Origin of the sequence: Ornithinimicrobium sufpigmenti, from assembly GCF_004322775.1 — a bacterium.
Classification (GTDB): domain Bacteria; phylum Actinomycetota; class Actinomycetes; order Actinomycetales; family Dermatophilaceae; genus Ornithinicoccus; species Ornithinicoccus sufpigmenti.
The window spans coordinates 2,197,196-2,220,718 of the sequence record NZ_CP036403.1; the positions used below are offsets into that span (position 1 = coordinate 2,197,196).

At 71.1% G+C, this 23,523-nt stretch carries 26 protein-coding genes; 14 read left to right on the plus strand and 12 right to left on the minus strand.

What is annotated here, in order from left to right:
* The 5 genes from ESZ52_RS10015 to ESZ52_RS10035 all read left to right on the plus strand — a co-directional run bounded on the left by ESZ52_RS10015 (position 1) and on the right by ESZ52_RS10035 (position 5,847).
* Positions 1–2,124 (plus strand): cytidylate kinase family protein, encoded by a 2,124-nt coding sequence (locus ESZ52_RS10015; protein ID WP_181010003.1) that lies wholly within the window; start codon positions 1–3, stop codon positions 2,122–2,124.
* A gap of 39 nt (positions 2,125–2,163) precedes the next feature.
* Positions 2,164–2,892, plus strand: a complete 729-nt coding sequence (locus ESZ52_RS10020) for an ankyrin repeat domain-containing protein (RefSeq protein WP_131104818.1) — start codon at positions 2,164–2,166, stop codon at positions 2,890–2,892.
* A gap of 1 nt (position 2,893) precedes the next feature.
* Positions 2,894–3,655, plus strand: a complete 762-nt coding sequence (locus ESZ52_RS10025; protein WP_131104819.1) for an ankyrin repeat domain-containing protein — start codon at positions 2,894–2,896, stop codon at positions 3,653–3,655.
* A gap of 122 nt (positions 3,656–3,777) precedes the next feature.
* Complete coding sequence (locus ESZ52_RS10030) at positions 3,778–4,188, plus strand: cupin domain-containing protein (protein WP_131104820.1); 411 nt, start codon at positions 3,778–3,780, stop codon at positions 4,186–4,188.
* Between the two features lie 57 nt (positions 4,189–4,245).
* Positions 4,246–5,847: a flotillin family protein gene (locus ESZ52_RS10035; protein WP_131104821.1), complete on the plus strand. Its 1,602-nt coding sequence runs from the start codon at positions 4,246–4,248 to the stop codon at positions 5,845–5,847.
* Positions 5,848–5,902: 55 nt separating this feature from the next.
* Here ESZ52_RS10035 and ESZ52_RS10040 read toward each other — a convergent pair whose 3' ends face one another.
* Genes ESZ52_RS10040 through ESZ52_RS10050 form a run of 3 tightly spaced genes read right to left on the minus strand, consistent with a single transcriptional unit; the run spans position 5,903 to position 7,340 of the window.
* A complete protein-coding gene (locus ESZ52_RS10040) occupies positions 5,903–6,481 on the minus strand; it encodes a TIGR03086 family metal-binding protein (RefSeq protein WP_131104822.1) in 579 nt (192 codons plus the stop codon).
* Between the two features lie 2 nt (positions 6,482–6,483).
* The gene (locus ESZ52_RS10045) at positions 6,484–6,990 is read right to left on the minus strand and encodes an SRPBCC domain-containing protein (RefSeq protein ID WP_131104823.1); all 507 of its coding nucleotides are present in this window, start codon (positions 6,988–6,990) and stop codon (positions 6,484–6,486) included.
* Complete coding sequence (locus ESZ52_RS10050; protein ID WP_131104824.1) at positions 6,987–7,340, minus strand: ArsR/SmtB family transcription factor; 354 nt, start codon at positions 7,338–7,340, stop codon at positions 6,987–6,989. The genes ESZ52_RS10045 and ESZ52_RS10050 overlap by 4 nt, the downstream gene beginning before the upstream one ends.
* A 213-nt stretch (positions 7,341–7,553) precedes the next feature.
* Here ESZ52_RS10050 and cynS point away from each other — a divergent pair, with 213 nt between their 5' ends.
* Complete coding sequence (cynS, locus tag ESZ52_RS10055; RefSeq protein WP_202865317.1) at positions 7,554–7,997, plus strand: cyanase; 444 nt, start codon at positions 7,554–7,556, stop codon at positions 7,995–7,997.
* A gap of 64 nt (positions 7,998–8,061) precedes the next feature.
* Complete coding sequence (locus ESZ52_RS10060) at positions 8,062–8,889, plus strand: TrmH family RNA methyltransferase (protein ID WP_131104825.1); 828 nt, start codon at positions 8,062–8,064, stop codon at positions 8,887–8,889.
* 147 nt (positions 8,890–9,036) lie between these two features.
* Here ESZ52_RS10060 and ESZ52_RS10065 read toward each other — a convergent pair whose 3' ends face one another.
* The 3 genes from ESZ52_RS10065 to ESZ52_RS10075 are packed head-to-tail and all read right to left on the minus strand — an operon-like array spanning position 9,037 to position 11,598.
* A complete protein-coding gene (locus tag ESZ52_RS10065) occupies positions 9,037–9,882 on the minus strand; it encodes a MetQ/NlpA family ABC transporter substrate-binding protein (protein WP_131104826.1) in 846 nt (281 codons plus the stop codon).
* A gap of 25 nt (positions 9,883–9,907) precedes the next feature.
* On the minus strand, positions 9,908–10,576 hold the full coding sequence (locus ESZ52_RS10070) for a methionine ABC transporter permease (protein ID WP_131104827.1): 669 nt from the start codon (positions 10,574–10,576) through the stop codon (positions 9,908–9,910).
* Positions 10,576–11,598, minus strand: a complete 1,023-nt coding sequence (locus ESZ52_RS10075) for a methionine ABC transporter ATP-binding protein (RefSeq protein ID WP_131104828.1) — start codon at positions 11,596–11,598, stop codon at positions 10,576–10,578. Before ESZ52_RS10075 ends, ESZ52_RS10070 begins: the two co-directional genes overlap by 1 nt.
* A 680-nt stretch (positions 11,599–12,278) precedes the next feature.
* Here ESZ52_RS10075 and ESZ52_RS10080 point away from each other — a divergent pair.
* Complete coding sequence (locus ESZ52_RS10080) at positions 12,279–12,740, plus strand: dihydrofolate reductase family protein (RefSeq protein ID WP_337590165.1); 462 nt, start codon at positions 12,279–12,281, stop codon at positions 12,738–12,740.
* Between the two features lie 46 nt (positions 12,741–12,786).
* On the opposite strand, the gene ESZ52_RS10085 is transcribed toward ESZ52_RS10080, so the two are convergent.
* On the minus strand, positions 12,787–13,272 hold the full coding sequence (locus tag ESZ52_RS10085; protein ID WP_238154567.1) for an HIT family protein: 486 nt from the start codon (positions 13,270–13,272) through the stop codon (positions 12,787–12,789).
* 50 nt (positions 13,273–13,322) lie between these two features.
* Between ESZ52_RS10085 and ESZ52_RS10090 the strand changes: the two genes are divergently transcribed.
* The 6 genes from ESZ52_RS10090 to ESZ52_RS10115 all read left to right on the plus strand — a co-directional run bounded on the left by ESZ52_RS10090 (position 13,323) and on the right by ESZ52_RS10115 (position 19,421).
* Positions 13,323–14,213 carry an alpha/beta hydrolase gene (locus ESZ52_RS10090; protein ID WP_181010002.1) on the plus strand — a complete coding sequence of 297 codons (891 nt, stop codon included), beginning with the start codon at positions 13,323–13,325 and terminating at the stop codon, positions 14,211–14,213.
* Positions 14,214–14,250: 37 nt separating this feature from the next.
* Positions 14,251–15,075, plus strand: coding sequence for an aldo/keto reductase (locus tag ESZ52_RS10095; protein WP_131104830.1), 825 nt, complete (start codon positions 14,251–14,253; stop codon positions 15,073–15,075).
* A gap of 96 nt (positions 15,076–15,171) precedes the next feature.
* The gene (locus ESZ52_RS10100) at positions 15,172–15,567 is read left to right on the plus strand and encodes a single-stranded DNA-binding protein (protein WP_131104831.1); all 396 of its coding nucleotides are present in this window, start codon (positions 15,172–15,174) and stop codon (positions 15,565–15,567) included.
* A gap of 61 nt (positions 15,568–15,628) precedes the next feature.
* Positions 15,629–16,771 (plus strand): YihY/virulence factor BrkB family protein, encoded by a 1,143-nt coding sequence (locus ESZ52_RS10105; protein ID WP_131104832.1) that lies wholly within the window; start codon positions 15,629–15,631, stop codon positions 16,769–16,771.
* Positions 16,768–17,610 (plus strand): D-hexose-6-phosphate mutarotase, encoded by an 843-nt coding sequence (locus ESZ52_RS10110; RefSeq protein WP_131104833.1) that lies wholly within the window; start codon positions 16,768–16,770, stop codon positions 17,608–17,610. The genes ESZ52_RS10105 and ESZ52_RS10110 overlap by 4 nt, the downstream gene beginning before the upstream one ends.
* Positions 17,611–17,714: 104 nt before the next feature.
* Positions 17,715–19,421 carry an AI-2E family transporter gene (locus ESZ52_RS10115; protein ID WP_238154566.1) on the plus strand — a complete coding sequence of 569 codons (1,707 nt, stop codon included), beginning with the start codon at positions 17,715–17,717 and terminating at the stop codon, positions 19,419–19,421.
* A 98-nt stretch (positions 19,422–19,519) separates the two neighbouring features.
* On the opposite strand, the gene ESZ52_RS10120 is transcribed toward ESZ52_RS10115, so the two are convergent.
* The 5 genes from ESZ52_RS10120 to lnt form a co-directional block, all read right to left on the minus strand.
* Positions 19,520–19,702, minus strand: coding sequence for a CsbD family protein (locus ESZ52_RS10120; RefSeq protein WP_131104834.1), 183 nt, complete (start codon positions 19,700–19,702; stop codon positions 19,520–19,522).
* A 140-nt stretch (positions 19,703–19,842) separates the two neighbouring features.
* Complete coding sequence (locus tag ESZ52_RS10125; protein ID WP_131104835.1) at positions 19,843–20,202, minus strand: RNA polymerase-binding protein RbpA; 360 nt, start codon at positions 20,200–20,202, stop codon at positions 19,843–19,845.
* A 251-nt stretch (positions 20,203–20,453) separates the two neighbouring features.
* A complete protein-coding gene (locus tag ESZ52_RS10130; RefSeq protein ID WP_131104836.1) occupies positions 20,454–21,005 on the minus strand; it encodes an FxsA family protein in 552 nt (183 codons plus the stop codon).
* Complete coding sequence (locus ESZ52_RS10135) at positions 21,002–21,829, minus strand: polyprenol monophosphomannose synthase (RefSeq protein ID WP_131104837.1); 828 nt, start codon at positions 21,827–21,829, stop codon at positions 21,002–21,004. The genes ESZ52_RS10130 and ESZ52_RS10135 overlap by 4 nt, the downstream gene beginning before the upstream one ends.
* A 16-nt stretch (positions 21,830–21,845) precedes the next feature.
* Complete coding sequence (lnt, locus tag ESZ52_RS10140; protein ID WP_131104838.1) at positions 21,846–23,354, minus strand: apolipoprotein N-acyltransferase; 1,509 nt, start codon at positions 23,352–23,354, stop codon at positions 21,846–21,848.
* Positions 23,355–23,523: the final 169 nt, after the last annotated feature.

The following is a 23,523-nucleotide window of genomic DNA, read 5'->3' on the forward strand; positions in this document are numbered from 1 at the left end:
ATGGCGAAGAAGGCGCGCAAGGATCGCGGGACGCTGAGCAGTGGGCAAGTCGTCTCCTACGCGCTGGGAGACGTCGCGAACAACCTGACGTTCCTGATGACCTCGATGTTCCTCATGGTCTACATGACCGACATCGCCGGTCTGTCGGCCGGCGTGGCCGGCACCATCTACGGCGTCACCAAGATCTGGGCCGGCGTCGCCGACCTCATCGCCGGTCAGACCGTCGACCGGTTCGACACCCGCTGGGGCCGCCTGCGCCCGTGGTTGCTCTTCGGCAGCACCCCGCTGGCCATCGTCTTCGTGCTGCTGTTCAGCGTGCCCGCGGGGCTGAGCCCCACCCTGACGGTCGCCTGGATCTTCCTGCTCGACGCGCTCTTCCAGCTCGCCTACTCCTTCGTCAACATCCCCTACGGCTCGCTGTCGGCCGCGATGACGCAGGACTCGGTGGACCGGTCCAAGCTGTCCGGAGCCCGGTCGATCGCCAGCGCCCTGACCGGTGTGCTCCTCTCGGCGGTCGTCGCCCCGCAGTTCAACGACACCAGCGGCGACAACGTCCGGCTCCAGTTCACCCTGACCACGGCCGCGCTGGGCGTGCTGGCGGTCGTGCTCTACCTCATCTGCTTCAAGAACAGCAAGGAGGTCGTGCCGCGCAGCGCGACCAAGATCTCGTTCAAACGCACCCTGACGATGATCCGGCACAACCGGCCGCTGATCGTGCTGTGCCTGGCCGCCTTCTTCCTGCTCGCCGCGATCTTCACGATGAACGCCGTCGGGCTGTACTACGCCCGGTACGTCCTCGGCAACGCCGGCTACTTCACCTTCCTCGCGCTGGCCCAGACGGTCGGCACGGTGCTGATCGCCTCGCTCGTCCCGGGCATCACCACCCGCTACGGCAAGCGCAACGGGTACATCGGGGCCTCGATGGTCATCATCCTGGCCTTCGTCCTCGTCTACTTCGTGCCCGAGGGCAACCTGGCCATCGGCATCCTGGCCTGGTTCCTCATGGGCATAGGGTCCGGCGGCACCAACGCGCTGATGTTCTCCATGCAGGCCGACACGGTCGACTACGGCGAGTGGAAGACCCGGCTGCGGGCCGAGGGCGGCTCCTACTCGATCCTGTCCTTCATCCGCAAGTGCGGCCAGGGTATCGGCGGCTGGGCGGCTGCCGCCCTCATCGGCGCCTTCGGGTACGTGGGCCAGGCCGAGACCCAGACCGACAGCGCGATCGAAGGGATCCGGCTGGCCACCGGCGTGCTTCCCGCGGGCCTGGCGGTGCTCGCCATGATCATCATGTTCTGGTACAACCTCGACGGCGACGAGCACCGCAGGATCGTGCGCGACCTCAACTCCCGCCGCTCCGCCGGTGCGGTCAGCACCTCGTACGGCGTCGACACGGATCGGGTCAAGATCCCCGCCCTCGGCGACTCCCGCGACCTGCTGCTGAGGCCGCGGGACCGAGGCACCCTGCCGGTGGTGACCATCTTCGAGCGGGAGGGCGCCGGCGCCTCGGACATCGGGCCCGCCGTCGCCAAGGAGCTCGGGGTGAAGTGGGTGGACCAGGCGTTCAGCTCCGACCAGGTCGCCGAGGTGGACACCCGTGCGCTGTTCTCCGACAGCGCCTTCCAGCGCTGGCTGCGCACGCTGTCCTACACCGGCACGCAGGACGCCGACCTAGCCCGTGCGCGGGACGTGGCCGAGGACCACTCGCTGGCCGAACGCAACCGGCTGGACCTGCTCACGCTGGCGCGGGACGGCGCGGTCATCCGCGGCCGCAACGGGGCCTACGTCCTGGGTCGGGCGGTCGGCTCGCTGCACGTCCGGCTGACCGCTCCGATGGAGATGCGGATCGAACGGGTCATGCACAAGACCGGTCTGGAACGGCACGCCGCCGAGTCCCGGATCGCCGTCGAGGACCGGGTGCGGGCCGAGATGTCCAAGAACCTCTACCAGTGGGACCCGCACACGGACGAGTCCTACGACCTGGTCATCAACACCGGGACCGTGACCTACAAGCAGGTCGTCGAGATGATCGTGGCCTACTACCGCAGCAAGTACCCCGAGACCGACCCGGCGGCGGCGAGCCAACCGACGGCGGACGACCCGACGGACGCCTCACCTTCGTGAACGCCCCACGGCTCTTCAGGTTTCGGTAAGGTCCCGGGCATGATGGGGCACGGGACGGTCCGGCACGGGCTGCGCAGCAGGGGAGTGGTGGTCATCGGTGCGGGGCTCATCCTGCCGCTCCTGCTGGCTGCGTGCGGCGACGGGGCAGGCGCCGGCACCGGCGACGACGCCGGCAGTCGCAGTGACGTGGCGACCGCGGTGGACGCGTCGGCGGAGGCCGACGGGGTGCCCGAGCTGCACCAGGCGGTGCTGGCGGACGACCACGACCGGGTGGTGGAGCTGCTCGCCGGCGGTGCCGACCCCGACGAGACCGGGCCGGACGGCGCCACCGCGCTGCACCTGGCGGCCTTCAGCAGCAACCCGGCCCACCTGACCTCCCTGCTGGAGGCCGGTGCCAACCCCGACGAGCCGCATGCGGTGACGGGCGCCAGCGCGCTGGACCAGGCGGTGCTGAACGCCACCGACGAGCCGTTCTACCTGCTGCTGGAGGCCGGGGCGGATCCGGCTGTGACGGACAAGAACGGCGGCACGCCGCTGCACACCGCCGCCCGCACCAACGCGGGGTGGGCCATCCTGGCGCTGCTGGAGGCTGGCGCGGACCCGTCGGCCGAGACCGGCGGCCGGACCTTCCAGGACGACTACTGGGGCTACAACCCGGCGATCCTCAACGACCGGGCGCGCACGGAGCGGGCCCAGCTGATCGAGTGGCTGGAGGCGCACGACATACCTGTCGACCCCCGCGCCGGGCAGTTCCGCGAGGAGGGTTGAGGTGCGCGTCTGGACCATGGCGATGAGTGTCCTGCTGGCGATGACGGTGTCGGCCTGCCAGCTCCTGGGCGGTGGCGGCACCGGCAGGGACGTGACGCAGCACTTCGACGACGCCTCGGCGCAGGAGCTGGCGCGGGCCGTCTCCAGCGGCGACCGTGACGGCATCCGCGACCTGGTCGCGGCCGGCAGCCCGGTCGACGCGGTGGGCAAGGAGGGCGTGACGATGCTGCAGTGGGCGGTCTTCGAGGGTCAGCACGGAGCCCTGTCCACGCTGCTGGACCTGGGGGCCGACGTCGAGCAGCACGGGCTCGGCGGGTCGACCGTGCTGCACACCGCAGCCCAGGCGCCGGACGTGTGGTTCCTGGACACCCTGCTCGAGACCGGGGTCGACCCTGATCTGAGGCACGCCGTGACCGAAGAGACCCCGCTGCAGGCCGCGACGGGGATGGGCACGGACGAGAACTTCAGGCTGTTGCTGAAGCATGACGCCGACGTGCGGCTGGCCGACCGCAACAGGACCACGGCACTGCACCTGGCGGCCATGCTGAACGCCGGCAGCCAGGTCCTGGCGCTCCTGGACCGGGGCGCGGACCCCCTGGCCGTGGACCGGGTGGGCGCCACCTTCCAGGACTACTTCTGGACCACCAACCCCAACATCATGCACGACCGGGCCCTGCGCGAGCGTCGCAAGGTCGCGGACTGGCTCACCGCTCGGGACATCCCGCTGCACGAGGACGCCGCCTGGCAGAAGGACAAGTCCTAGGACATGACACCGCACACAGCACCCTCAGCCCTGACAGCCCCGAGAGCCCCGAGAGCCCTGACAGCTTCGCTTCGCCTGACACCGCTGCGGCAGGCACCGCAGCCTTCCGGTTGGATAGCCCGATGAGCACTGCACCCGACCCCCGGTCCGCCACTCCCGTCCGGGTCATCCCCGACACCGCGCTGCAGCCGGGGGACCCCACACCCGGTATGTCGCGCCGGGTCGCCGGCCACGAGCAGGGGATGTGGACGGGCACGGTGGACACCGAGCCCGGCGCCGTCAGCGGTTGGCACCACCACGGCGAGCACGAGACGACGCTGTACGTGGTCTCGGGCCGGATGCGTCTGGAGTCCGGGCCCGACGGCCAGGACGTGGTCGAGGCCGGCCCGGGCGACTTCATCCGGGTGCCCGCCGGCGCCGTGCACCGGGAGTCGAACCCCTCCGGTGAGCCGGCCCGCGCGGTCATCGTCCGCTGCGGCACCGGTGCCCCGACCATCAACGTCGACGGGCCTGCGGGCCCGACCCCACCCTGACCGAACCCGAACCACACGCCTGACCGCAAACAGACCACATACAGACCTAGGAATCCCATGGAACTCGCCGCCCCCGTCATCATCACCGTCATCGTGGTGGTGGCGCTGCTCGTCCTGGCCCTCATCGCCGCGGTCTACGCCAAGGCCCGGTTCAAGATCGCCACCCCCGACGAGGCCCTCATCATCACCGGGCGCAAGAGCGGCACCCCGGTGATCAACCCCGAGACGGGGGAGGAGAGCACCGACCTGTCCGGCCAGCGGGTGGTCATCGGTGGGGGCACCCTCGTCAAACCCATCTTCGAGCAGGTGGCCCGGCTCTCGCTGGCCTCCCAGAGCTTCTCGGTGACCGCCGAGGACGCCACCACCAAGAGCGGTGTCGGGGTGACCCTGCGCAGTATCGCTGTCGTCAAGGTGGGCGGGACCGAGCGGATGGTGCGGGCCGCTGCCCAGCGCTTCGCCGGCCGCAGCCAGGAGCAGGTCATCGAGCAGCAGACCAGCGAGGTGCTCGTGGGTGTGCTCCGCACCATCGCGGGGACGCTGACCGTGGAGTCGATCCTCTACGAACGCCAGGACTTCTCCAAGGAGGTCAAGGACATCGCGGTCCCGATGCTCGCCGAGCGCGGCCTGGTCCTGGAGAACTTCGAGATCCAGACCGTCGAGGACTCCGGGGACTACATCCGCAACCTGGGCCGGCCCCGGGCGGCCGCGGTGTCCCGCGACGCCGAGATCGCCGAGGCCCAGGCCCGGCAGGCGAGCACCGAGCGCTCCAACGAGGCTGCCGTGCAGATCGCGGAGTCGAACAAGGCGCTGGCCCTGCGCAACGCCCAGATCGCCCGCGAGACCGCCCAGGCCCAGGCCGAGGCCGAAGCCGCGAAGGAGCGGGCCGAGGCGGAGGCCCAGCAGGAGGTGCTGGTGCAGCAGGAGCTGGTCGCCCAGAACCGCGCCGCCCTGCGCGAGCAGGAGCTGCAGACCGAGGTGCGCAAGCCGGCGGAGGCACGCAAGTACGAGGCGGCCCAGGAGGCCGACGCACGCAAGTACGCCGCCGAGCAGGAGGCCGAGGCGGCCAAGACGACCGCCATCCGTCAGGCCGAGGCCGAGGCTCAGCGCACCACCGCCCAGGCCGACGCGGAGGCAGCGGCGCTGCGGGCCCGGGCCGAGGCCGCCCTGGTCGAGCAGCAGCGCCGTGCGGAGGGTGAGCTGGCCCTGGCGCGGGCCGAGGCCGACGGTGTGCGGGCACGTGGTGAGGCGGAGGCCGTGGCCGAGCGGGCCAAGGGTGAGGCGCGCGGTGCGGCCATCAAGGCCGAGGCCGACGCCTACCAGGCCTTCCCCGAGTCGGCCCGCCTGCAGATGGTGCTGGACGCGCTGCCGAAGATGGCCCAGCCCTACGCCGACGCGCTCGGCAGCATCGACGACATCACGGTCATCGACAGGGACGGTGCCTCGCGGCTCAGCGGTCAGGTCTCCACCGGGGTGCAGGAGCTGCGCGCCCTGCTCAAGGCCCAGACGGGCATCGACCTGCTGGATCTGGCGCGTGGGCGCGGGGTCCAGGGGCACCAGGCCGGCGTCTCGGGGCCGTCGTCCTCCGAGGGTGCACAGGACGGGGAGCAGGCCGGCCCGCCGGCCGAGGCCGACGAGGTCGAGGCCGCGCACCCCAGCTGACGCCGAGGCCGGCCAGGAGCGGTGCGGGTATGCCGCTCCTGGCCGGTGCCCATCCTCAGGCAGGCGGCGGGACCCACGAGGGATCCCGGCCGATGAAGCCCACGAGCCGGTCCTGCACGGGCGCGTCGTCGGGCACCGGGACCGCTGGTCCGAACTGACCCGAGCTGCGCATGACCTGCTCCATCGGCCGCATACCGGAGAGGAGCTCGGCGCAGAAGGCCGGGTCGAGCGCGGGATCCTGGCCGGAGGCCTGGCTGAGGTCCCAGGTGTGCAGGAAGACGTCGGCGGTGTAGAAGCGGTCGACCGCGGCACCCAGCGGCAGCTCGGGCAGGCGGGGGTGGGCGAAGCGCCCGGCCACGGCCTCCGGGTCGTCGAGCAGCGCCTGCACCGCCTGGGTCCGACGCTCCCACGCGGCCACGGGGTCCTCGTCGACGTCCGGCACCGGGTCCAGCCGGTGGGCGCTGCCGGTGGCGAGGAAAGCCGGGAACCAGTCCAGCAGGTGGCGGACGACGTCCCGGGCGGTCCACTCGGCCACGGGGCTCGGGGCGTCCCAGTCGCGCACGCCCCGGACCCGTGCGGAGAAGTCGGCAGCCACGGCGCGGTGCCGGCCGGCCGGGTCCGTGGCCGGGCCCACGCTCAGACCAGCCCGTCGGAGATCAGCTGGTCGAGCTTGTCGTAGCCGTCCTGCACGCCGGACTCCATACCGGAGGCGAGCATGGCGTCACGGCCCTCGAAGCTGTCGCCCAGGGAGAAGCAGCGCAGCCGGGTCCAGCCGTCACCGAGGTCCTCGAAGCGCAGGGTCTCCAGGGCGATGGCCTCGGGCATCTCCTCCCAGCAGAAGGTCTGCACGATGCGGTCCTCCGCCACGTGGGGGAAGGTGCCTCGGAAGGCGTACTCCTCCTCACCGCGGACGTTGAGGAAGCGGTAGGACCCCAGCGTGCGGCAGTCCCAGTGGTCGATCCGGGTGGTCATCTCCCGCGGTCCGATCCAGCGGGCGAACAGCTCCGGGTCGGTATGCGCCCGCAGCAGCTGCGCGGGCGTGGCGCGGAAGTCGCGGGTGATGTGGATGGCCACGGTGGGGTCGGGAGTGATCGCGGCCCGCTCGTAGCGGGTGGTGGCGGGGGTGGCGTCGATGGTGCTCATGATGCGGCTTCCTCCTCGGAGGCGGGTGACGGGTCTTGCAGGTCCGCCAGGACGGCGTCGAGACGCTGGTAGCGCTCCTCGACCTGGCGTTGGTAGCGCTCGATCCACTTGCGCATGAGGTCGAAGACCTCCGGCTGCAGGTGGACCGGGCGCCGTTGGGCGTCCCGGCTCCGGGTGACCATCCCGGCGTCCTCGAGGACCTTCAGGTGCTTGGAGACCGCCTGGACGCTGACCTCGTAGGGCGCTGCGAGCTCGCCGACCGTGGCATCACCGGTCGAGAGGCGGGCGACGATGTCCCGGCGGGTGGGGTCGGCCAGAGCGGCGAAGACCTGGGACAGACGATCGGTCACGGGGAGCCCTTTCTTTGTCAACCTTGCGGTTGAATAAGGGTAGCGCGCCCTTCGGGCGGTCGTCAACCATTCGGTTGAATACCCGGCGTCCTAGCGAGCATCCACCTCTCAGCCTGGCGGGCACGAGAAGGCATCGCGATGTGCCATGTTGCGAGGCGCGCGTACCCGTCTGAGATGGTGGGAGCACCGTTCCCGTCCCAGGAGGAGAGCACCATGATGACCAAGCAGCAGGCCGCCGAGATCGTCCGCGAGGCGCAGTTCCGGACCGGCACGCCCTGGCACCGGATCGCCGAGGCCATCGGTCGGCCTGCCGTGTGGACCGTCGCGGCACTGCTCGGACAGCACCCGATGAGCGCGGAGGAGGCGGGCAAGGCCGGAGAGCTGCTCGGGCTGAAGGACGACGTGGTGCAGGCGCTGCAGCGGCAGCCCTACCGCGGGTCGGGCAGGCAGGAGGTCCCGACCGACCCGACGATCTACCGGCTCTACGAGGCCGTGGACGTCTACGGCGCAGCCATCAAGGAGCTGATCCACGAGGAGTTCGGCGACGGCATCATGAGTGCCATCAACTTCAAGGTGGACGTGCAGCGCCGCCCCGACCCCTCCGGCGACCGGGTCGTCATCACCCTGGACGGGAAGTTCCTCGACTACAACTGGTGACTGCCGGTGACGGGCAGGTGTGGGACGCTGAGACGGTCCGACACCCAGACCGTGTAGGGAACCCGTGACCCGCCAGCTGCGCATCACCCGAGCCAACGCCCAGTACCAGCAGTGGCGGGCGCTCCTGGACAACCGGACGAAGCGACAGCGGGCCGGCGAGTTCCTGGTGCAGGGCGTCCGGCCCATCACGCTGGCGGTCCAGCACGGCTGGCCGGTGCGCGCGCTGATCCACGACGCCGGACGCAGCCCGTCCCGTTGGGCTCAGGACCTGATGGCCCGGGCCGGGGGAGCGCGGGTGGCCATGGTCCCTGAGCTTCTGCGTGAGCTGGGCGGCAAGGACGCGGAGGTGCCCGAGGTCGTCGCCGTGGTCGAGCTGCCCGAGGACGACCTGGGTCGAATCCGCGTAGGCCCGCACTTCCTCGGCGCGGTCTTCGACCGCCCGGGGAGCCCCGGCAACATCGGCACCATGTTGCGCTCCCTCGACGCGTTCGGGGGAGCGGGACTGGTGACGACCGGCCATGCCAGCGACCCCTACGATCCGCGCGCCGTGCGCGCCTCGACCGGGTCCCTCTTCGCGGTCCCGGTCGTGCGAGCCAGGTCACACCGTGAGGTTCTCGACTGGGTCGCACGCGTGCGCGAGGGTCAGGTGCCGCTCCAGGTGCTGGGGACGGATGAGGACGGCGCCGTCGAGATCACCGATGCCGACCTCACCGGGCCGACCCTGATGGTGATCGGCAACGAGACCAGCGGACTGAGCGCGGGCTGGCAGGAGGCGTGCGACGTGACCGTGCGGATCCCGATGGCGGGCTCGGCCAGCTCGCTCAACGCCGCCAGTGCGGCGACTGTCGTCCTGTACGAGGCCGCCCGCCAGCGGAGGACCCAGACTCGGTAGGAGGGCGGTATCCGCCTCGAGACAAGAGGCCGGTCGGTGGACGCTGTGGGGGCCACCTCGCTGCGCGCGTCCTCCGGGCGGTGATGGAGGGTCGGGCGGGTGCCGGCATCCGTGCTGCCGCTCACCCGCCCGGAACCGGTGGAACCCTTACTGCAGCTCCTCCGGGATCCACCACAGACCGTCGTTGTTCTCTTCCATGTACGTGGCGAACTCCTCGGAGTGGTAGGCGTTCACGATCGCCTGGGCCCAGGGCTCCTCCGCGTTCTCCTCCTTGACGACAACCTGGAGGACGAGGTGGTCGAGGATGTCCTCGGTCGCCAGTGCCGTGGCCGGGTCGATGCCGGCGTTGTAGACGATCGAGCCGGTGATGACGATGTAGTCGAAGTCGACGCTGGCGGGCGGGATGGTCAGCGACCGCATCTCGGTGATGTCGAGATCGTGCGGGTTGGCCACGATGTCGTTGCCCGTCACCGCCGTGGGGTCGGCCGACTCGTCGAGCTCGATCCAGCCGATCTTCTCCAGAAGCAGGTAGGCGCGCGCCATGTTCGAGGCGTCGTTGGGTACCGCCACCGTGGCGCCCTGGGGCACGTCGTCGAGGCTGTCGTGGCGATCGGAGTAGATGCCCGCCGGGACCGTGGGGATCGGGGTGATCGGGACCAGGTCGCCGTCGTTCTCGGCGTTGAAGGCCTCCAGGTAGGCGGTGTGCTGCTCGACGTTGAAGTCGACGTCGCCGTCGTTCAGGGCGATGTCGGCGGTGAGGAGGTCGGACACGTCCTGGCTCTGCAGCGTGTAGCCCTCCTCCTCGAGGATCGGGGCGACGGCGTCCTCGAAGAGCTCGGTGTAGGGCCCCTGGGACTTGCTGTAGGTGATCGTCGTCTTCTCACCCGACGCGTCGTCATCGCCGGAGTCCAGGGTCCCGGGTGCGGCGCACGCACCGAGGATGAGCGCCAAGGGCAGGGCGCCGGCGAGGGTGACGGTGTGGATCTTCTTCATGCTTGAAGCGTTCCTTTTCTGTTGATCAGCGAGGGTCGCGCAGCCGGCGGGACAGGTAGTTGCCCGCGGCCTGCATCAGCTGGACGAAAATGATCAGGATGATGACGGTGAACACCATGAGTGGTGTGTTGAACCGTTCTCGGCCGTAGGTGAGCGCCAGGTCGCCCACACCGCCGCCTCCGCCGTACCCGGCCATGGCGGTGGCGCCCAGGAGCCCGACGACGCTCGTCGTCAGGGCGAGCACGATGGAGCTGTAGGCCTCAGGCAGGAGGAAGCGGCGCACGATCTGGGCGTTGCTGGCGCCCATCGCCTTGGCCGCCTCCAGCACGCCGGGGGAGACCTCGAGCAGGCTGGCCTCGACCATGCGCGCGATGAACGGCGCGATGTAGACGATGAGGGGGACCAGGGCCGCGCGGCTGCCCACGCTGGTACCGACGATCATCCGGGTGATCGGCATCATCGCGACGAGCAGGATGATGAACGGGATGCTGCGCACGATGTTGATCGTCACGTTGACCGCGGCGTACGTCACGTGGTTCTCCATGAGCCCGCCGCGGCGGCTGAGTACCAGCGTCAGAGCCAGCCCGATCCCGATGACGGTGCCGAAGAGCATCCCCCAGCCGAGCATGTAGACGGTCTGGGCACCGGCCAGCGTCAGCTGGTCGACGGTGACGCCGAAGATCTCCCGCTCCACTAGGCCTCGATCCTCTCTCGCAGGATTCCCGCGTCGTCGATGAGCTGTTCTGCCCGGCGGATGGCGTCGTCATCACCGATGAGCTGGACGAGGAACAGGCAGATGACCGACTCCTGGACCTCTTCGACCGTCGCGCCGAGGATGTTCACCTCGAGCCCCTCGATCCGGCTGAGGGAGGACAGCAGTGGCTGGCGGACGGTGTCGCCGACGAAGCGCAGCCGGAGCAGCTCCTGGGGACGGGCCTCCTCGCGGACCATCTCCAGCATGGGTCCCGGAATCTGGTCGTTGACCACCGTCCGGACGAACTCCTGCGTGATGGGCAGGCGCGGCTGGGTGAACACGTCGATGACGCTGCCGTGCTCGACGATCCGGCCCCCTTCCATGACGGCGACCTTGGTGCAGATCCGCTGGATGACGTGCATCTGGTGCGTGATGAGCACGATGGTCACCCCCATCTCGCGGTTGATCTTCTTCAGCAGCGCAAGGATCGACTCCGTGGTCTTGGGGTCGAGCGCGCTGGTCGCCTCGTCGCACAACAGGATCGAGGGCCGGGTCGCGAGCGCTCGAGCGATGCCGACGCGCTGCTTCTGCCCGCCCGAGAGCTGCCGGATGCTGGCGTTGCGCTTCTCCTCGAGCTCGACGATCCTCAGGACCTCGTCCACCCGGCGGTCGACATCCGCTCTGGACGCACCCTGGATGAGGAGCGGCATCGCGACGTTGTGGTAGACGGTCTTGGTCTCGAGCAGGTTGAACTGCTGGAAGATCATGCCGATGTCGCGCCGCGTGCGGCGCAGCTGCCGGGTGGACATCGCTGTGAGGTCCAGCCCTTTCACGGTGACGGCGCCAGCGTCGGGCTTCTCCAGCTGGTTGACCATCCTGACCAGGGTGGACTTGCCGGCGCCGGAGAAGCCGATGATGCCGTAGATGTCGCCCTGCTCGACCTCGATCGACGCGTCGATGAGGGCGTCAACTGTTCCGTTCGCGGTGACGTAGCGCTTGGAGATGCCGTCGAGCGTGATCACCGCGCAGCCGCCGGGAGCGGTGGGCGTGCCACGCGGCGATCGTTCGGGCAAAGGGTTTCGGTCACTACTGCGTCTTTCGTGGCGGGTCAGGGGCCGGGCACAAAAAACGAGGCACGATACCGTGCCCCGCTCCGTCATGGGTGCGCTAGGTGTGCTTTATGACGGGTGCCCAGACGGATCGAGGCCCTGCGCGCGACTACACGTACACATCGTGGGGATCCGTCCTGATCGGGTCGGCTACTGCAGTCCAAAATAACACGGGATGATGATTGGTCATGCACCGTGCATGGTGAGGGCCCCATGGCCCGTCCGTCTACGGGCCCGGGCGCAGGGGGAGGGTGGCGCACAGTCAGTCAGGCTGGCGTCCCGGCGTCGGGCGCGAGTCCTTTACTTTACATAATGTGGCTTATCGGCGTCGCAACCCGGTCTGTCCGGACCCGGCCGAGAGGGGCTCCGAACCGCTAGCGCGCCCCTAGAGCGTTGAGGAGGCCGACCCATGGCACGCACCCGGATCCACAACCTGTCCGTCTCCCTGGACGGCTTCGCCACCGGGCACGGCCAGAGCCTCGACGCCCCGATGGGACACGCCGGCGGCCGGCTGCACGCGTGGATGTTCGCCACCAGCTTCGGCGCCTCGATCGTGGGCGGCACCAGCGGCGGTCAGGGTGTCGACGACGCCCTTGCCCCAGCGGCACGGTCCCGGGATCGGGGCCGAGATCATGGGCTCGGGCAAGTTCGGCCCGCCGGGCTGGCAGGACGACCCCGACTGGCAGGGCTGGTGGGGTCCGGAGCCGCCCTTCCGCACGCCGACCTTCGTGCTCACCCATCGCCCGCGACCGCCGGTCACGATGGCCGGCGGGACGACGTTCCACTTCCTGGACACCTCGCCCTCCGCCGCGCTCGACCTCGCGCGGCAGGCCGCCGACGGCCAGGACGTGCGCATCGGCGGCGGCCCGAGCCTCGCCCGCGACTTCATCGCGGCCGGGCTGGTCGACCACATCCACCTCGTCCAGGTGCCGATCCTGCTCGGGCGCGGGGTGCGGCTGTGGGACGGGCTGGAGGGTCTCGAGGCGGACTACGAGGTCGAGGCCGTCTCCACGCCCAGCGGGGTCACCCACCTCACGTTCACCCGCAGCGAGTAGGACCACGGCCTGCTGCGTGAGCCTGCTGCGTGGTCTGCTCCCGGCATCAGGTGCCACGACCCACACCGGCCGGCAGCGGGTCACCGGGCTGCAGCGCCGCGGCGAGGACGGCCGCGCGCCGGGCGATGGCCCCGTCGTCCGCCGACCGACCGGGCTCGAAGAGCAGCTCGAGCCGGTCCTTGCCGCGATCGCGGTAGCGCGGTATCACGTGCAGGTGGAAGTGGAAGACGGTCTGCCAGGCGGCCTCACCGCTGCAGTTGAAGAGGTTGACACCCTCGGCGCCGAGCACGGGGAGGATGGCCGTGGCGATCCGTTGGGCCGCGAGCGTGGTGGCCGTCAGGTCGTCGGCGGAGATCTCGAAGAGGTCGGCGCTGTGCCGTTTCGGGACCACGAGCAGGTGCCCGTCCGAGCCGGGGTCGTGGTCCAGGAAGGCGAACGTGGTCTCGTCCTCGGTCACCTTCGCGCACGGGACCGTCCCGGCGACGATCCCGCAGAAGACGCAGTCGTCGGGGGCGGTCACCTGCTCGTGCACACCGGCGATGCTAGTGCGAGGACCTGACCACCCTGTGCGAGCCTGGGTGCGTGGACCTGCGCGACCTGACCCCGCCCGTCGAGGACGGGCCGTTCCCCCCGCTGACCTACCTGCCGCCGATCACCACGGCACAGGTGCGCGGCGCCCGGTCGCTGACCGGGCTCACCTACGGCGTCGTCCGCGGCTACCGGCCGCTGGTGCTGGACCTGCACGTCCCGCAGGACGCCGAGGGACCGGTGCCGGTCGTCGTCTGGATCCACGGCGGTGGCTGGATGGAGGGTGACCGCCGGCAGGTGCCGCTGCAGTGGGGCCAGCAGCTCGTCTTCGACACCATCGTGGCGGCCGGCCTGGCCGTGGCCACGGTCGACTACCGGCTCCTGCTCGAGGCACCGTTTCCGGCGTGCGTGCACGACTGCGTGGCCGCGGTCCGCTACCTGCGCCGCTTCGCCGACGAGCTCGGCCTCGACCCCGACCGGATCGGCCTGTGGGGCGAGTCCGCCGGCGCCCACCTCGCCTCGATGGTCGCCTTCCTCGGCACCCACCCCGAGTCCCGCCCCGGCCTGCTCGGCTCCGTCGGCGTCGCCGACGGCCGCGTCGACAGCCAGGCCGCCGTGCTCTTCTACGGCGCCGAGAGCCTGGACGCCCTCGCCGGCGACCACGACTTCGGTCCCGCACCCTTCGGCGACGACCCCGACCTGATGCGCGCGATGGCGCCGATCGAGCACGTGCACCACGGCATACCGCCGGTCCTGCTCATGCACGGGGACCAGGACGGCATCGTCGACGCCGAGCACAGCCGGCTGCTGCACGCGGCGCTCCGGGACACCGGGGTGGACAGCACCCTGGAGATCACGCCGGGTGCCGACCACTGCTTCCTCGGCACCCCGATCCAGCCGCACCTGGACCGCGCGGTGACCTTCCTGGCCGGGCACCTGCTCTGACCTGACGCCGCCGGGTCCGGCACCTATCGTCAGCACCATGCACACCCTCCGCGACGGCACCCCGCTCCCCCAGGTCGGCTTCGGCACCCATCCCCTGCGCGGCGAGGAGGGCATCGAGGCGATCGCGTCCGCGCTGCAGCTGGGCTACCGCTACCTCGACACGGCCACCAACTACGAGAACGAGCGGGAGGTCGGCGAGGCGCTGCGCCGCAGCGGCGTGGCCCGCTCCGAGGTGCTGATCGCCAGCAAGATCCCGGGCCGTGCGCACGAGCGGGACAAGGCCGTCGCCAGCGTCGAGCAGTCGCTGGAGCTGCTGGGCGTGGACTACCTCGACGTCATCCTCGTGCACTGGCCCAACCCGCGCCGGTTGCGCTACGTCGAGGCGGTGGAGGCACTCCTGGAGTGCCGCGAGCGCGGGCTGGTGCGCCACGTCGGCACCAGCAACTACACCGAGGGTCATCTGCGCGAGGTGATGGCCGCGACCGGGGAGGCGCCCGTCGTCAACCAGATCGAGTGCCACCCGCTCTTCCCGCAGGAGCACCTGGTCCGGGTGCACGACGAGCTCGGCGTCCTCACCCAGGCGTGGAGCCCGCTGGGCAAGCGGCAGGCGCAGTATGACGCGGCAGCCGTCGCGGAGGCGGCCGACCGGCACGGCGTCACCCCCGCCCAGGTGATCCTGCGCTGGCACCTGGAGCGCGGGGTGATGCCGCTGCCGAAGTCGGCCACGCCCGAACGTCAGCAGGCCAACCTGGACCTGGACGGATTCACGCTCGGCGCGGACGAGGTGGCCGCGATCAGCGCCCTCGGGCGGGCCGACGGGCGACTGTGGGGCGGCGACCCCGACACCCACGAGGAGATGTAGCAGGCTCCTGTCCACACCCACCGGCCCGCCGCCGGCTCGTCCACAGATTGGCCGCCGCTACTCCCCCGGGCGCACCCGGCGATGCAGGGTCGGAGGATGGGACGTGAGCAGGTGGCACCGGCCAACGAGGTGCAGCTGGTCGGCAGGGTGAGCGGGGACCCCGCGGAGCGGGAGCTGCCCAGCGGGGACCGGGTGGTGCAGCTGCGGGTGGTGGTCCCCCGGGCCACCCGCAGGGCCCGCACGGGCGCCGGGGCCGTCGCGGAGGCGGGAGCTGACAGACCCCGGGCAGGAGACCGTCCCCGCACGCAGGTCGACACCATCGACGTCGTCTGCTGGACGGCCCGCGCGAGGGCCGCGGCCCTGCGCCTGGCCGACGGCTCCGGGGTGCAGGTCGCCGGGGCGCTGCGCCGCCGCTTCTTCAGCACCGGGTCCGGCAGGGCCTCCCGCTACGAGGTCGAGGCCAGCTCGATCCGGCGCGTCGACCTGGTCTGAGCGGCGGTGCCTGACATGGCTGCCGTCGTGCTCCAGGTTCGGGTGCCTCAGGATGGGTCCCATGGCCACGCCTACTCCCGACCAGCAGCCGCGCGGCACGCGAAGTCGCGGGGTGCAGACCAGGGACCGGATCAGGGACGAGCGCCGGTCCGGTCGGCTGCGGGAGCGCTGGTACGACGTGCTCGACGTCGGCCGGCAGCCCCGGCTCGTGCGTACCGCGCTGCGCTACGTCGTCGCGTGGGGCAGCCTCGGCTCGGGCGGGGTGACCTTCACCGCCCTGCTCTCCCTCACCGCGGCGCTGACCATCGTGGTCAACACCTCCCGGGCCTTCCTCGGGGACCGCCCCGAGCTGGTCGGCGGGGTCATCTCCGTGGTCAACTCCGTCATCCCCGGCATCATCGACGACGGCCGCAACGACGGCCTGATCCCTGCCGAGCACCTCATCCGGGACGGCACCTGGGGGTGGACCACGATCATCTCGGCCGTGGTCATCGTGTGGACGGCACTGACCATGATGACGGGTCTGCGCCGGACCGTGCGGCAGATGTTCGGCCTGGGTGGGGCACCGATCCGCTTCGTGCGCGGGAAGGTGATCGACCTGTGGGGCTTCTTCCTGCTGGCCTTGACCTTCCTGTCCTCCTCGGTGGCCGTCTCGGCGATGACCCTGCTCGGGGAGACGGTGATGGGTTGGCTGGGGCTGCGCAGCGCCGTGGCCGGCTGGCTGCTGGCGGCGGGCACCCTGCTGCTGGTCGCGGTGCTCGACGCGCTGCTGGTCTGGCTGATCATCCGGGTCACCAGCAAGGTCCGGGTGCCGTGGCCGGACATGCGCCAGGGCATGGTCCTGGGCGCGGTCGGCTTCGGCCTGCTGCGCCTCGGCGGCACGTCGCTGGTCGGCGCCATCTCGGCCGGACCGTTGTTCTCCACCTTCGCGGCGGCGGCCACCGTGCTGCTCACGCTCAACCTGGCCCTGCGGTGGCTGCTCTTCGTCGCGGCCTGGACGGCCAACCCGCCGGCCGCCCACGTCCCGGTCCACCCTGACACCGTGCACGCGAAGGAGGTGCCGAACTATGTGACGGTGAGTGCCCCGCATACCTTGGACTGGCCCCACCACCAGGTCACCGGCTCGCTCATCCCCGAACACGACCCGCGGTTCGAGCGTCAGCAGCGCCCCCGCGCACCCCGGCGCAATAAGGTGGCCCGATGAGCCTGACACCGCGCGTGCACGACGACGGTCGTTCCCGGCTGATGGCCTTCGACCACGGCGCCCACCTGGCCTCCTGGGAGCTCGACGGCGAACCGATGGTCTGGCTGAGCGAGGCCGCGGTGCTGGACGGGAGCAGGGCCGTCCGCGGCGGGGTGCCGATCTGCTTCCCGTGGTTCGCCGACGGCCCGGACGGGCAGCACTCCCCCAGCCACGGCGTGGTGCGCACCGCGACGTGGCGGCCGGCGGCGACGCAGGGCGAGGAGCTGTGGGCCTGGGAGCTGTCGCACACCGACGTCGCCGGCGCACCGGGCGCCCACCAGATCCCGGGCCCCTTCGACCTGCGGTATGCGGTGCGCCTCTCCCCCGCCGGCGCCGACCGCGCCCCCGCCCTCGAGCTGGACCTGCAGGTCCACAACCCGGGTCCCACAGCCTACGACGTCGAGGTGGCGCTGCACACCTACGTCGCGGTGGGCGACGTGGAGCAGGTGCGGATCGACGGGCTCGACGGCGCCCACTACCTGGACAAGGTCACGGGGTCACGCCGGCGCCAGCAGGGCCCGGTGTCGCTGACCGGCGAGACCGACCGCGTCTACGAGCGCAGCAGCCTGATCCAGGTCCATGACCACGCCCGGGGCCGCACCGTCGAGGTCAGCCCGCGGGGCGCGGCCCAGACCGTCGTCTGGAACCCGTGGGCGGAGCAGGCGGCGGCCACCTCCGACCTGGGCGAGGACTCCTGGCGCCAGTTCGTCTGCGTGGAGACCGCTGCGACCGGTGGGCAGGCCCTGACGCTGGGCGCAGGACAGACTGACACCTTGGGCTGCTCGTTGAGCATCACGTGAGCACCTTCATGAGCACCCCCATGTGCACCACGGAGAACACCCATGACCATGCCGAGCACCCCGCGAGCCACAGCTGTCGGACCGATGAAAGCCCGAGGACATAGATGAGCGAGAAGAGCACTCCCAGCGCGCAGGAAGGTAGGCGCCTCGACGAGGAGGAGATCGGCGGCCGCGAGGTCGTGCCGGCCCCGGTCGAGGTCAGGGGACCCGGGCCGCACCCCACGTACGACGGCAGCGGCGTGGACCGGGGCTCGCTGATCCTCTCCGGCCTGAAGGGCGCGGCCGCGTGGTCGTGGCGCCTCCTGCTGGTGGTCGCCGCGCTCGCGGTCCTCCTGTGGCTGGTCGGACAGGTGTGGGTCGGCGTCCTGCCGGTGATGATGGCGATCCTCATCTCCACCGTGCTGTGGCCGCTCGCGAACTGGCTCAAGGAGCACGGCTGGCCCGCCGCCCTGGCAGCCGTCACGGTGCTGGTCGGCTCGCTGGCCATCGTCATCGGCGTCTTCGTCGCCATCGCACCCACGGTCATCCAGCAGGGGCAGATCGTCATCGAGCAGGCTGGCGAGGGCATCCAGGTCGTGCTGGACTGGTCCTCGGGGCCACCGCTGAACCTGCAGAACGAGCAGGTCAGCCAGTATGTCGACCAGGCCACCACCTGGTTGCAGGAGCAGGCCAACCTGATCGCCGGCGGCGTGATCAGCGGCGCGATGACCGTCGGCTCGATCCTGGTGTCGATCGTGATGACGCTGGTCTTCACCTTCTTCATCCTCAAGGACGGTCAGCGCTTCGGCCCCTGGGTGCGCCGGGTCGCCGGTCCCACGGCGGGCATGCACCTGACCGAGGCCTTCGCCCGCATCTGGAAGACCGTCGGCGGCTTCTTCAAGGCGCAGGCCGCGGTGTCGGCGGTCGACGCGCTCTTCATCGGCTTGGGGCTGCTGCTCCTCGGGGTGCCGATGGCCTTCGTGCTGGCGGTGATCACCTTCTTCGCCGGCTTCATCCCCATCGTCGGTGCCTTCACCGCAGGGGCACTGGCGGTCCTGGTGGCCCTCGTCTCCGAGGGCTTCACCACCGCCATCTGGGTGCTGGCGATCGTGCTCCTGGTGCAGCAGATCGAGGGCAACGTGCTCCAGCCCCTGCTCCAGAGCAAGGCGATGGACCTGCACCCGGCCCTCATCCTGCTCGTCGTGGCGGCCGGTGCCACCCGGTTCGGGATCGTCGGCGCGTTCCTGGCCGTTCCGGTGACCGCGGCTTTCGTCAGCGTCATCCGCTACGGCAGCGAGCACCTGGACCTGCGCACCGGCACGGTGCGGGCGGACGAGCTGACGATCCTCACCTCCGAGGGCCGCACCGCCGCGGTGATGGCCGAACGCACCGCCCCCGTCTTCCAGCTGCGGGCCAAGCAGGCCTTCGAGCAGGCCGAGGGCGAGCGGGGCGCGGCCAGCGCCTTCGTCGAGCGCGGCACCGAGCTCGCGGTCTCCCTGCGGGACAAGCTGCTGGCACCCATGAGACGGCGGGGGGACAACGACCAAGCGGCCGAGGACACGGTCGTGGAGGGCGAGACGCCGTTCGCCGAGCCGAGTGGCCTCCCCGGGGACCATGGCGGCGCCCACCTGGCCCCGCCCCCGGACGTCCTGGAGCGGCACGAGAACGAGGTGCGTCACTACCGCGAGCAGGCAGCGGGCGGCCAGGAGCCGGGTGCGACATGGGCAGGCGAGCCGCCGGCGTCTGACGACGCCGCCCCACCTGCGCAGGACGGGACCGAGGCTGAGGACACGAGGGACCGGCCCGAGGGCGGGGACGACGACCGGCGATAGACCCCGCCACGACACAGAACGGGCACCCACCTGCTGGTGGGTGCCCGTTCGTGATGATCAGGTCGCCGTCCGCCCTCGGCCGGCACCTGGGCGAAGGATCAGCGGGTGGCGTCCTTGAAGCCATCCTTCACGTTCTCGCCGGCCTGCTTGGCGCTGGACGAAGCCTGGTCCACCTTGCCTTCGGCTTCCATCTGCTCGTTGTCCATCGCCTTGCCGGCGCCCTCCTTGGCCTTGCCCTTGGCGTCCTGGGCGGCGTTGGAGATCTTGTCACCGAGTCCCATGATGTACTCCTTCGAGTGGATGGCTGGAACACCATCACCCTCCCCGGAGCCACCGGACCTCGCAACTCGAAGCGTGTGGTGAGAAGCGTCCGGTCAGAAGCGTGCAGGGGTCGGGCGCGCAGGGATCAGGCGTGCAGGGATCAGGCGCTGCGTCGGCGGGTGGGCTTCTCGCCGCGCATCTCGCGCAGCAGGCCCAGACGCTCCTCGAGCAGCTCCTCCAGCTCGGGGATGGAGCGGCGCTCCAGCAGCATGTCCCAGTGGGTGCGCTGGGGCTTACCGGCCTTCAGCTCGGGCTCGGGACCGCCCTCGAGCTTCGCGTCCAGCCCGCAGCGGCACTCCCACAACGGCGGGACGTCGGCCTCGACGGAGAACGGCAGCTCACTGACATGCCCGTCCGGGCAGATGTAGCGGCTGATGGACCGCTCGCTGAAGGTGACGCCCTCGTCGCTCTCGAAGGACAGCCAGCTCAGGTTGGTGCCGCGCAGGGACCTCTCTGCCATGTGTGTGCACTCCCATTTCGTGTCGTGGACACGGGTGTTCTCGGTGGTCTTGCTCGACGTTCGGAACCCGCGCCCGTGCCGCAGGCGTTCCGGTGTGGTCAACGTCGGCGTGGGTCTCGATGTTCCCCGGCATGGCGCGCACCGTGGCAGCAGGGCACCGCTGCGGTGGGCTGGCTCGGGGAGACAAGCCATGGTAGCGGGGTCGGCACCAGCCGGTCCAACCGAGCCGAGGGGTGTGCCGAGATCGATGGTCAGCGGTCGAGCTGGTGCGGCCCGTCGGACTCGGGCGCGCCGGGCGGCGGCTGCTCGGAGACCACCTCGCCCTCGATCACCTGGCCGCGGCCGGAGCTGCGGCGGACTCCCCCACCTGCCGGTGGCGGGCCGGCGGTGCCGACGACCGCGACGGCCCGGCTGGCGACGAAGGCTTGCAGCAGCTTCCGGGCGAGCGGGCGGGTGAAGGGCAGGACGAGCAGCAGACCCAGGACGTCGCTGACGAAGCCGGGCAGAATCAGCAGGAAGCCACCGATCATCACCAGGATGGCGTCAGTCATCTCGTCGGCCGGCATCTTGCCGGAGTTGAGCGTGTCCTGCAGCGCCCGGTAGGTGCGGGACGTCTCGTGCCGGACCAGGAGGACGCCCACCACGGTCAGCGTTACCAGCAGGCCGAGGGTCCACCAGAAGCCGATCGCCTGTCCGACCGCGACCAGCGCGGCGACCTCGGCGAACGGCAGGAGCACCAGGCCCAGGAGCAGCCATCGCAGCAGGCCACCGCGTCGGCGCGGCGTCGGTCCGGGGGTGCTCATGGGTGCTCGTCTCCTCTGAGGGTCTGCCAGCGGGAACGATCCCAGGCGGCCCGCTGTTCCCCGACCAGCCTGCGCACCTGACGGGCGCGCCGGCGGGCACCCCATACCCCGACGCGCACCACCGCCTCGCGCACGATGGAGTCGCTCATCTTCGACGTGCCTTCCTCGCGCTCGACGAAGGCGATCGGCACCTCCACCACGTGCAGCCCCTCCTCGAGGGCCCGCACGGTGAGGTCGATCTGGAAGCAGTACCCCTGGGAGGCGACGGCGCTGGTGTTCATCCGCCGCAACGCGGCCAGCCGGTAGACCCGGAAGCCGGCCGTCGAGTCCCGCACCGGGATCCCCAGCGCGAGACGGGCGTAGGTGTTGGCTCCCACCGACAGCAGGCGGCGGTGGGCCGGCCAGTTGTGCACCGAGCCGCCCGGGACCCAGCGCGAGCCGATCACCAGGTCGGCCCCGGTGAGCTCTGCGGCCTGGAGCAGGTCCGGCAGCTGCTCGGGCTGGTGCGACCCGTCCGCGTCGATCTCCACCACCGCGTCATACCCCCGCTCCTGCGCCCAGGCGAAGCCGGCCAGGTAGGCCGGGCCCAGGCCCTGCTTGCCGGGCCGGTGCAGGACGTGCACCTGCGGGTCCCGCGCCGCGAGCCCGTCCGCGATCTCGCCGGTGCCGTCCGGGCTGTTGTCGTCCAGCACCAGCACGTCCGCCTCCGGCACGGCGCTGCGGATCCGCGTCACGATCTTCGGCAGCGTGGTCCGCTCGTTGTAGGTCGGCACGCAGATGCAGACGCGGCCCAGGGAGGCACGCGCAGGGTCCGGGGAGGTCATCCGGGCAGCCTAGTCGTCACCGGCGGGCGCCCCGACGAGCGGTGAGGAGCCCGAGCAGGACCAGGATCCCCGCCGCCAGCGGCACCCACGGGCCGACGTGCACCGCGGCGGTGACGTCGGTGCGCAGCGGGACCTCGCCCTCGACCAGGTCGGTGGTGAACAGCTCCGTCTGGTCGTGCACCTGCCCGTCGGGGGTGACGAGCGCCGAGACTCCCACATTGCTGATGTGCACGACCGACCGTCCCAGCTCCACGGCCCGGACCCGGGAGATCCCGAGGTGCTCCACCGACTGGTTGCCGTCGCCGAACCAGGCGTTGCTGGTCGGGACCATGATGATCTCGGCTCCCCCCAGGGCCAGGTCCCGGGCCGCCTGGTCCATGACGTTCTCGAAGCAGATGGCCAGGCCCACGGCGATCTCCCGGCCGTCACGCAGGGTGACCGGGAGCAGCCCCGGCTCGGTGCCCGCGTCCCAGTCGGGGATCCGGTCCACCCAGGGCGAAAGGTGGCGCATCGCCGGCCGCAGCGGCATGAACTCCCCGAACGGCGCCAGGTAGACCTTCTGGTACTCCGCGACGAGCCCCTCGCCCGGGTCGACCTGGTAGACCATGTTCCGCGGCGCGTCGTCAGGGGTGCGCGACGTGGCGCCGAAGAGCAGCGGCGCGTCGACGGCGTCGACGACCTCCTGGACCGCCGCGACGGTCTCCTCGCCGCTCCGGGCCGAGACGGGGTCGAGGTCGCTCGCGCCTTCAGGCCAGATCACCAGGTCGGGGTATGCGGTCTCTCCGGTCGCCACCGCGGCGGCCAGGTCCTGAGTCTGGTCCAGGTAGCGCTCCAGCATCGCCCCGCGGTCGGCGCTCAGCGTGCGGGTGTAGTCGGGCGGCAGCTCGCCCTGGACGGCGGCGACCCGCATCGTCGGACCGTCCGTGGGCCGCGGGACCAGCAGCGGCGCGAAGGCCAGCACGGTGGCCAGCGCGGCGAGCCCCAGCGCGCTCCACGCCCGCCCACGCAGGAGCCGTTGCAGGGCCAGTGCCAGTACGCCGCCGACGAGGGCCACGAGGAAACCCAGCCCGAGCACCGAGACCCAGGCGACCGCGCCGAGCAGCGGGGAGTCGCCCTGGCTGAAGGCGAGCCGCCCCCAGGGGAAGCCGCCGAAGGGGGTGACCGAGCGGGCATACTCCATCAGCACCCATGCCGCTGCCCCGACGACGGGGCGCACCGCTCCCCCGCGCTGCAGCAGGGCCAGGAGCCCACCCAGGGCCGCGGGGTAGAGCGCCGAGGCCACGCTCATCGCCAACCAGGGCCAGGGGCCGGCGTAGGTGCCGGCCCAGGTGAACATCGGGGTGTACCAGGCCAGCCCCAGCACGAAGCCGGCCAGCAGCCCCTGCCACAGCCTCGCCCCTGCAGTCGCCAGCGCCAGGCACAGGCAGCCGACGACGGCCAGCGGCCAGATGTCGTAACCCGGGAAGGCCAGCAGCAGCGCCACTCCACCCACTGCGGCGAGGAGGAGGCGGAGCGGCAGGAGCACCTCTCCAGCGTACGTCGCCCTTCTGGGCGCCCACTGGACCGGCCGGGGTGGTCCAGCCGGGCCGGGACATGGCCGGGCCCCGCCACCTTTGGGGCCGGGTCCGGGACGACTGGTGGCCGTCACGGACCCGTTGTCTACTCGGTGTGCGGGGCCCTGGCTCCTCGGTCGA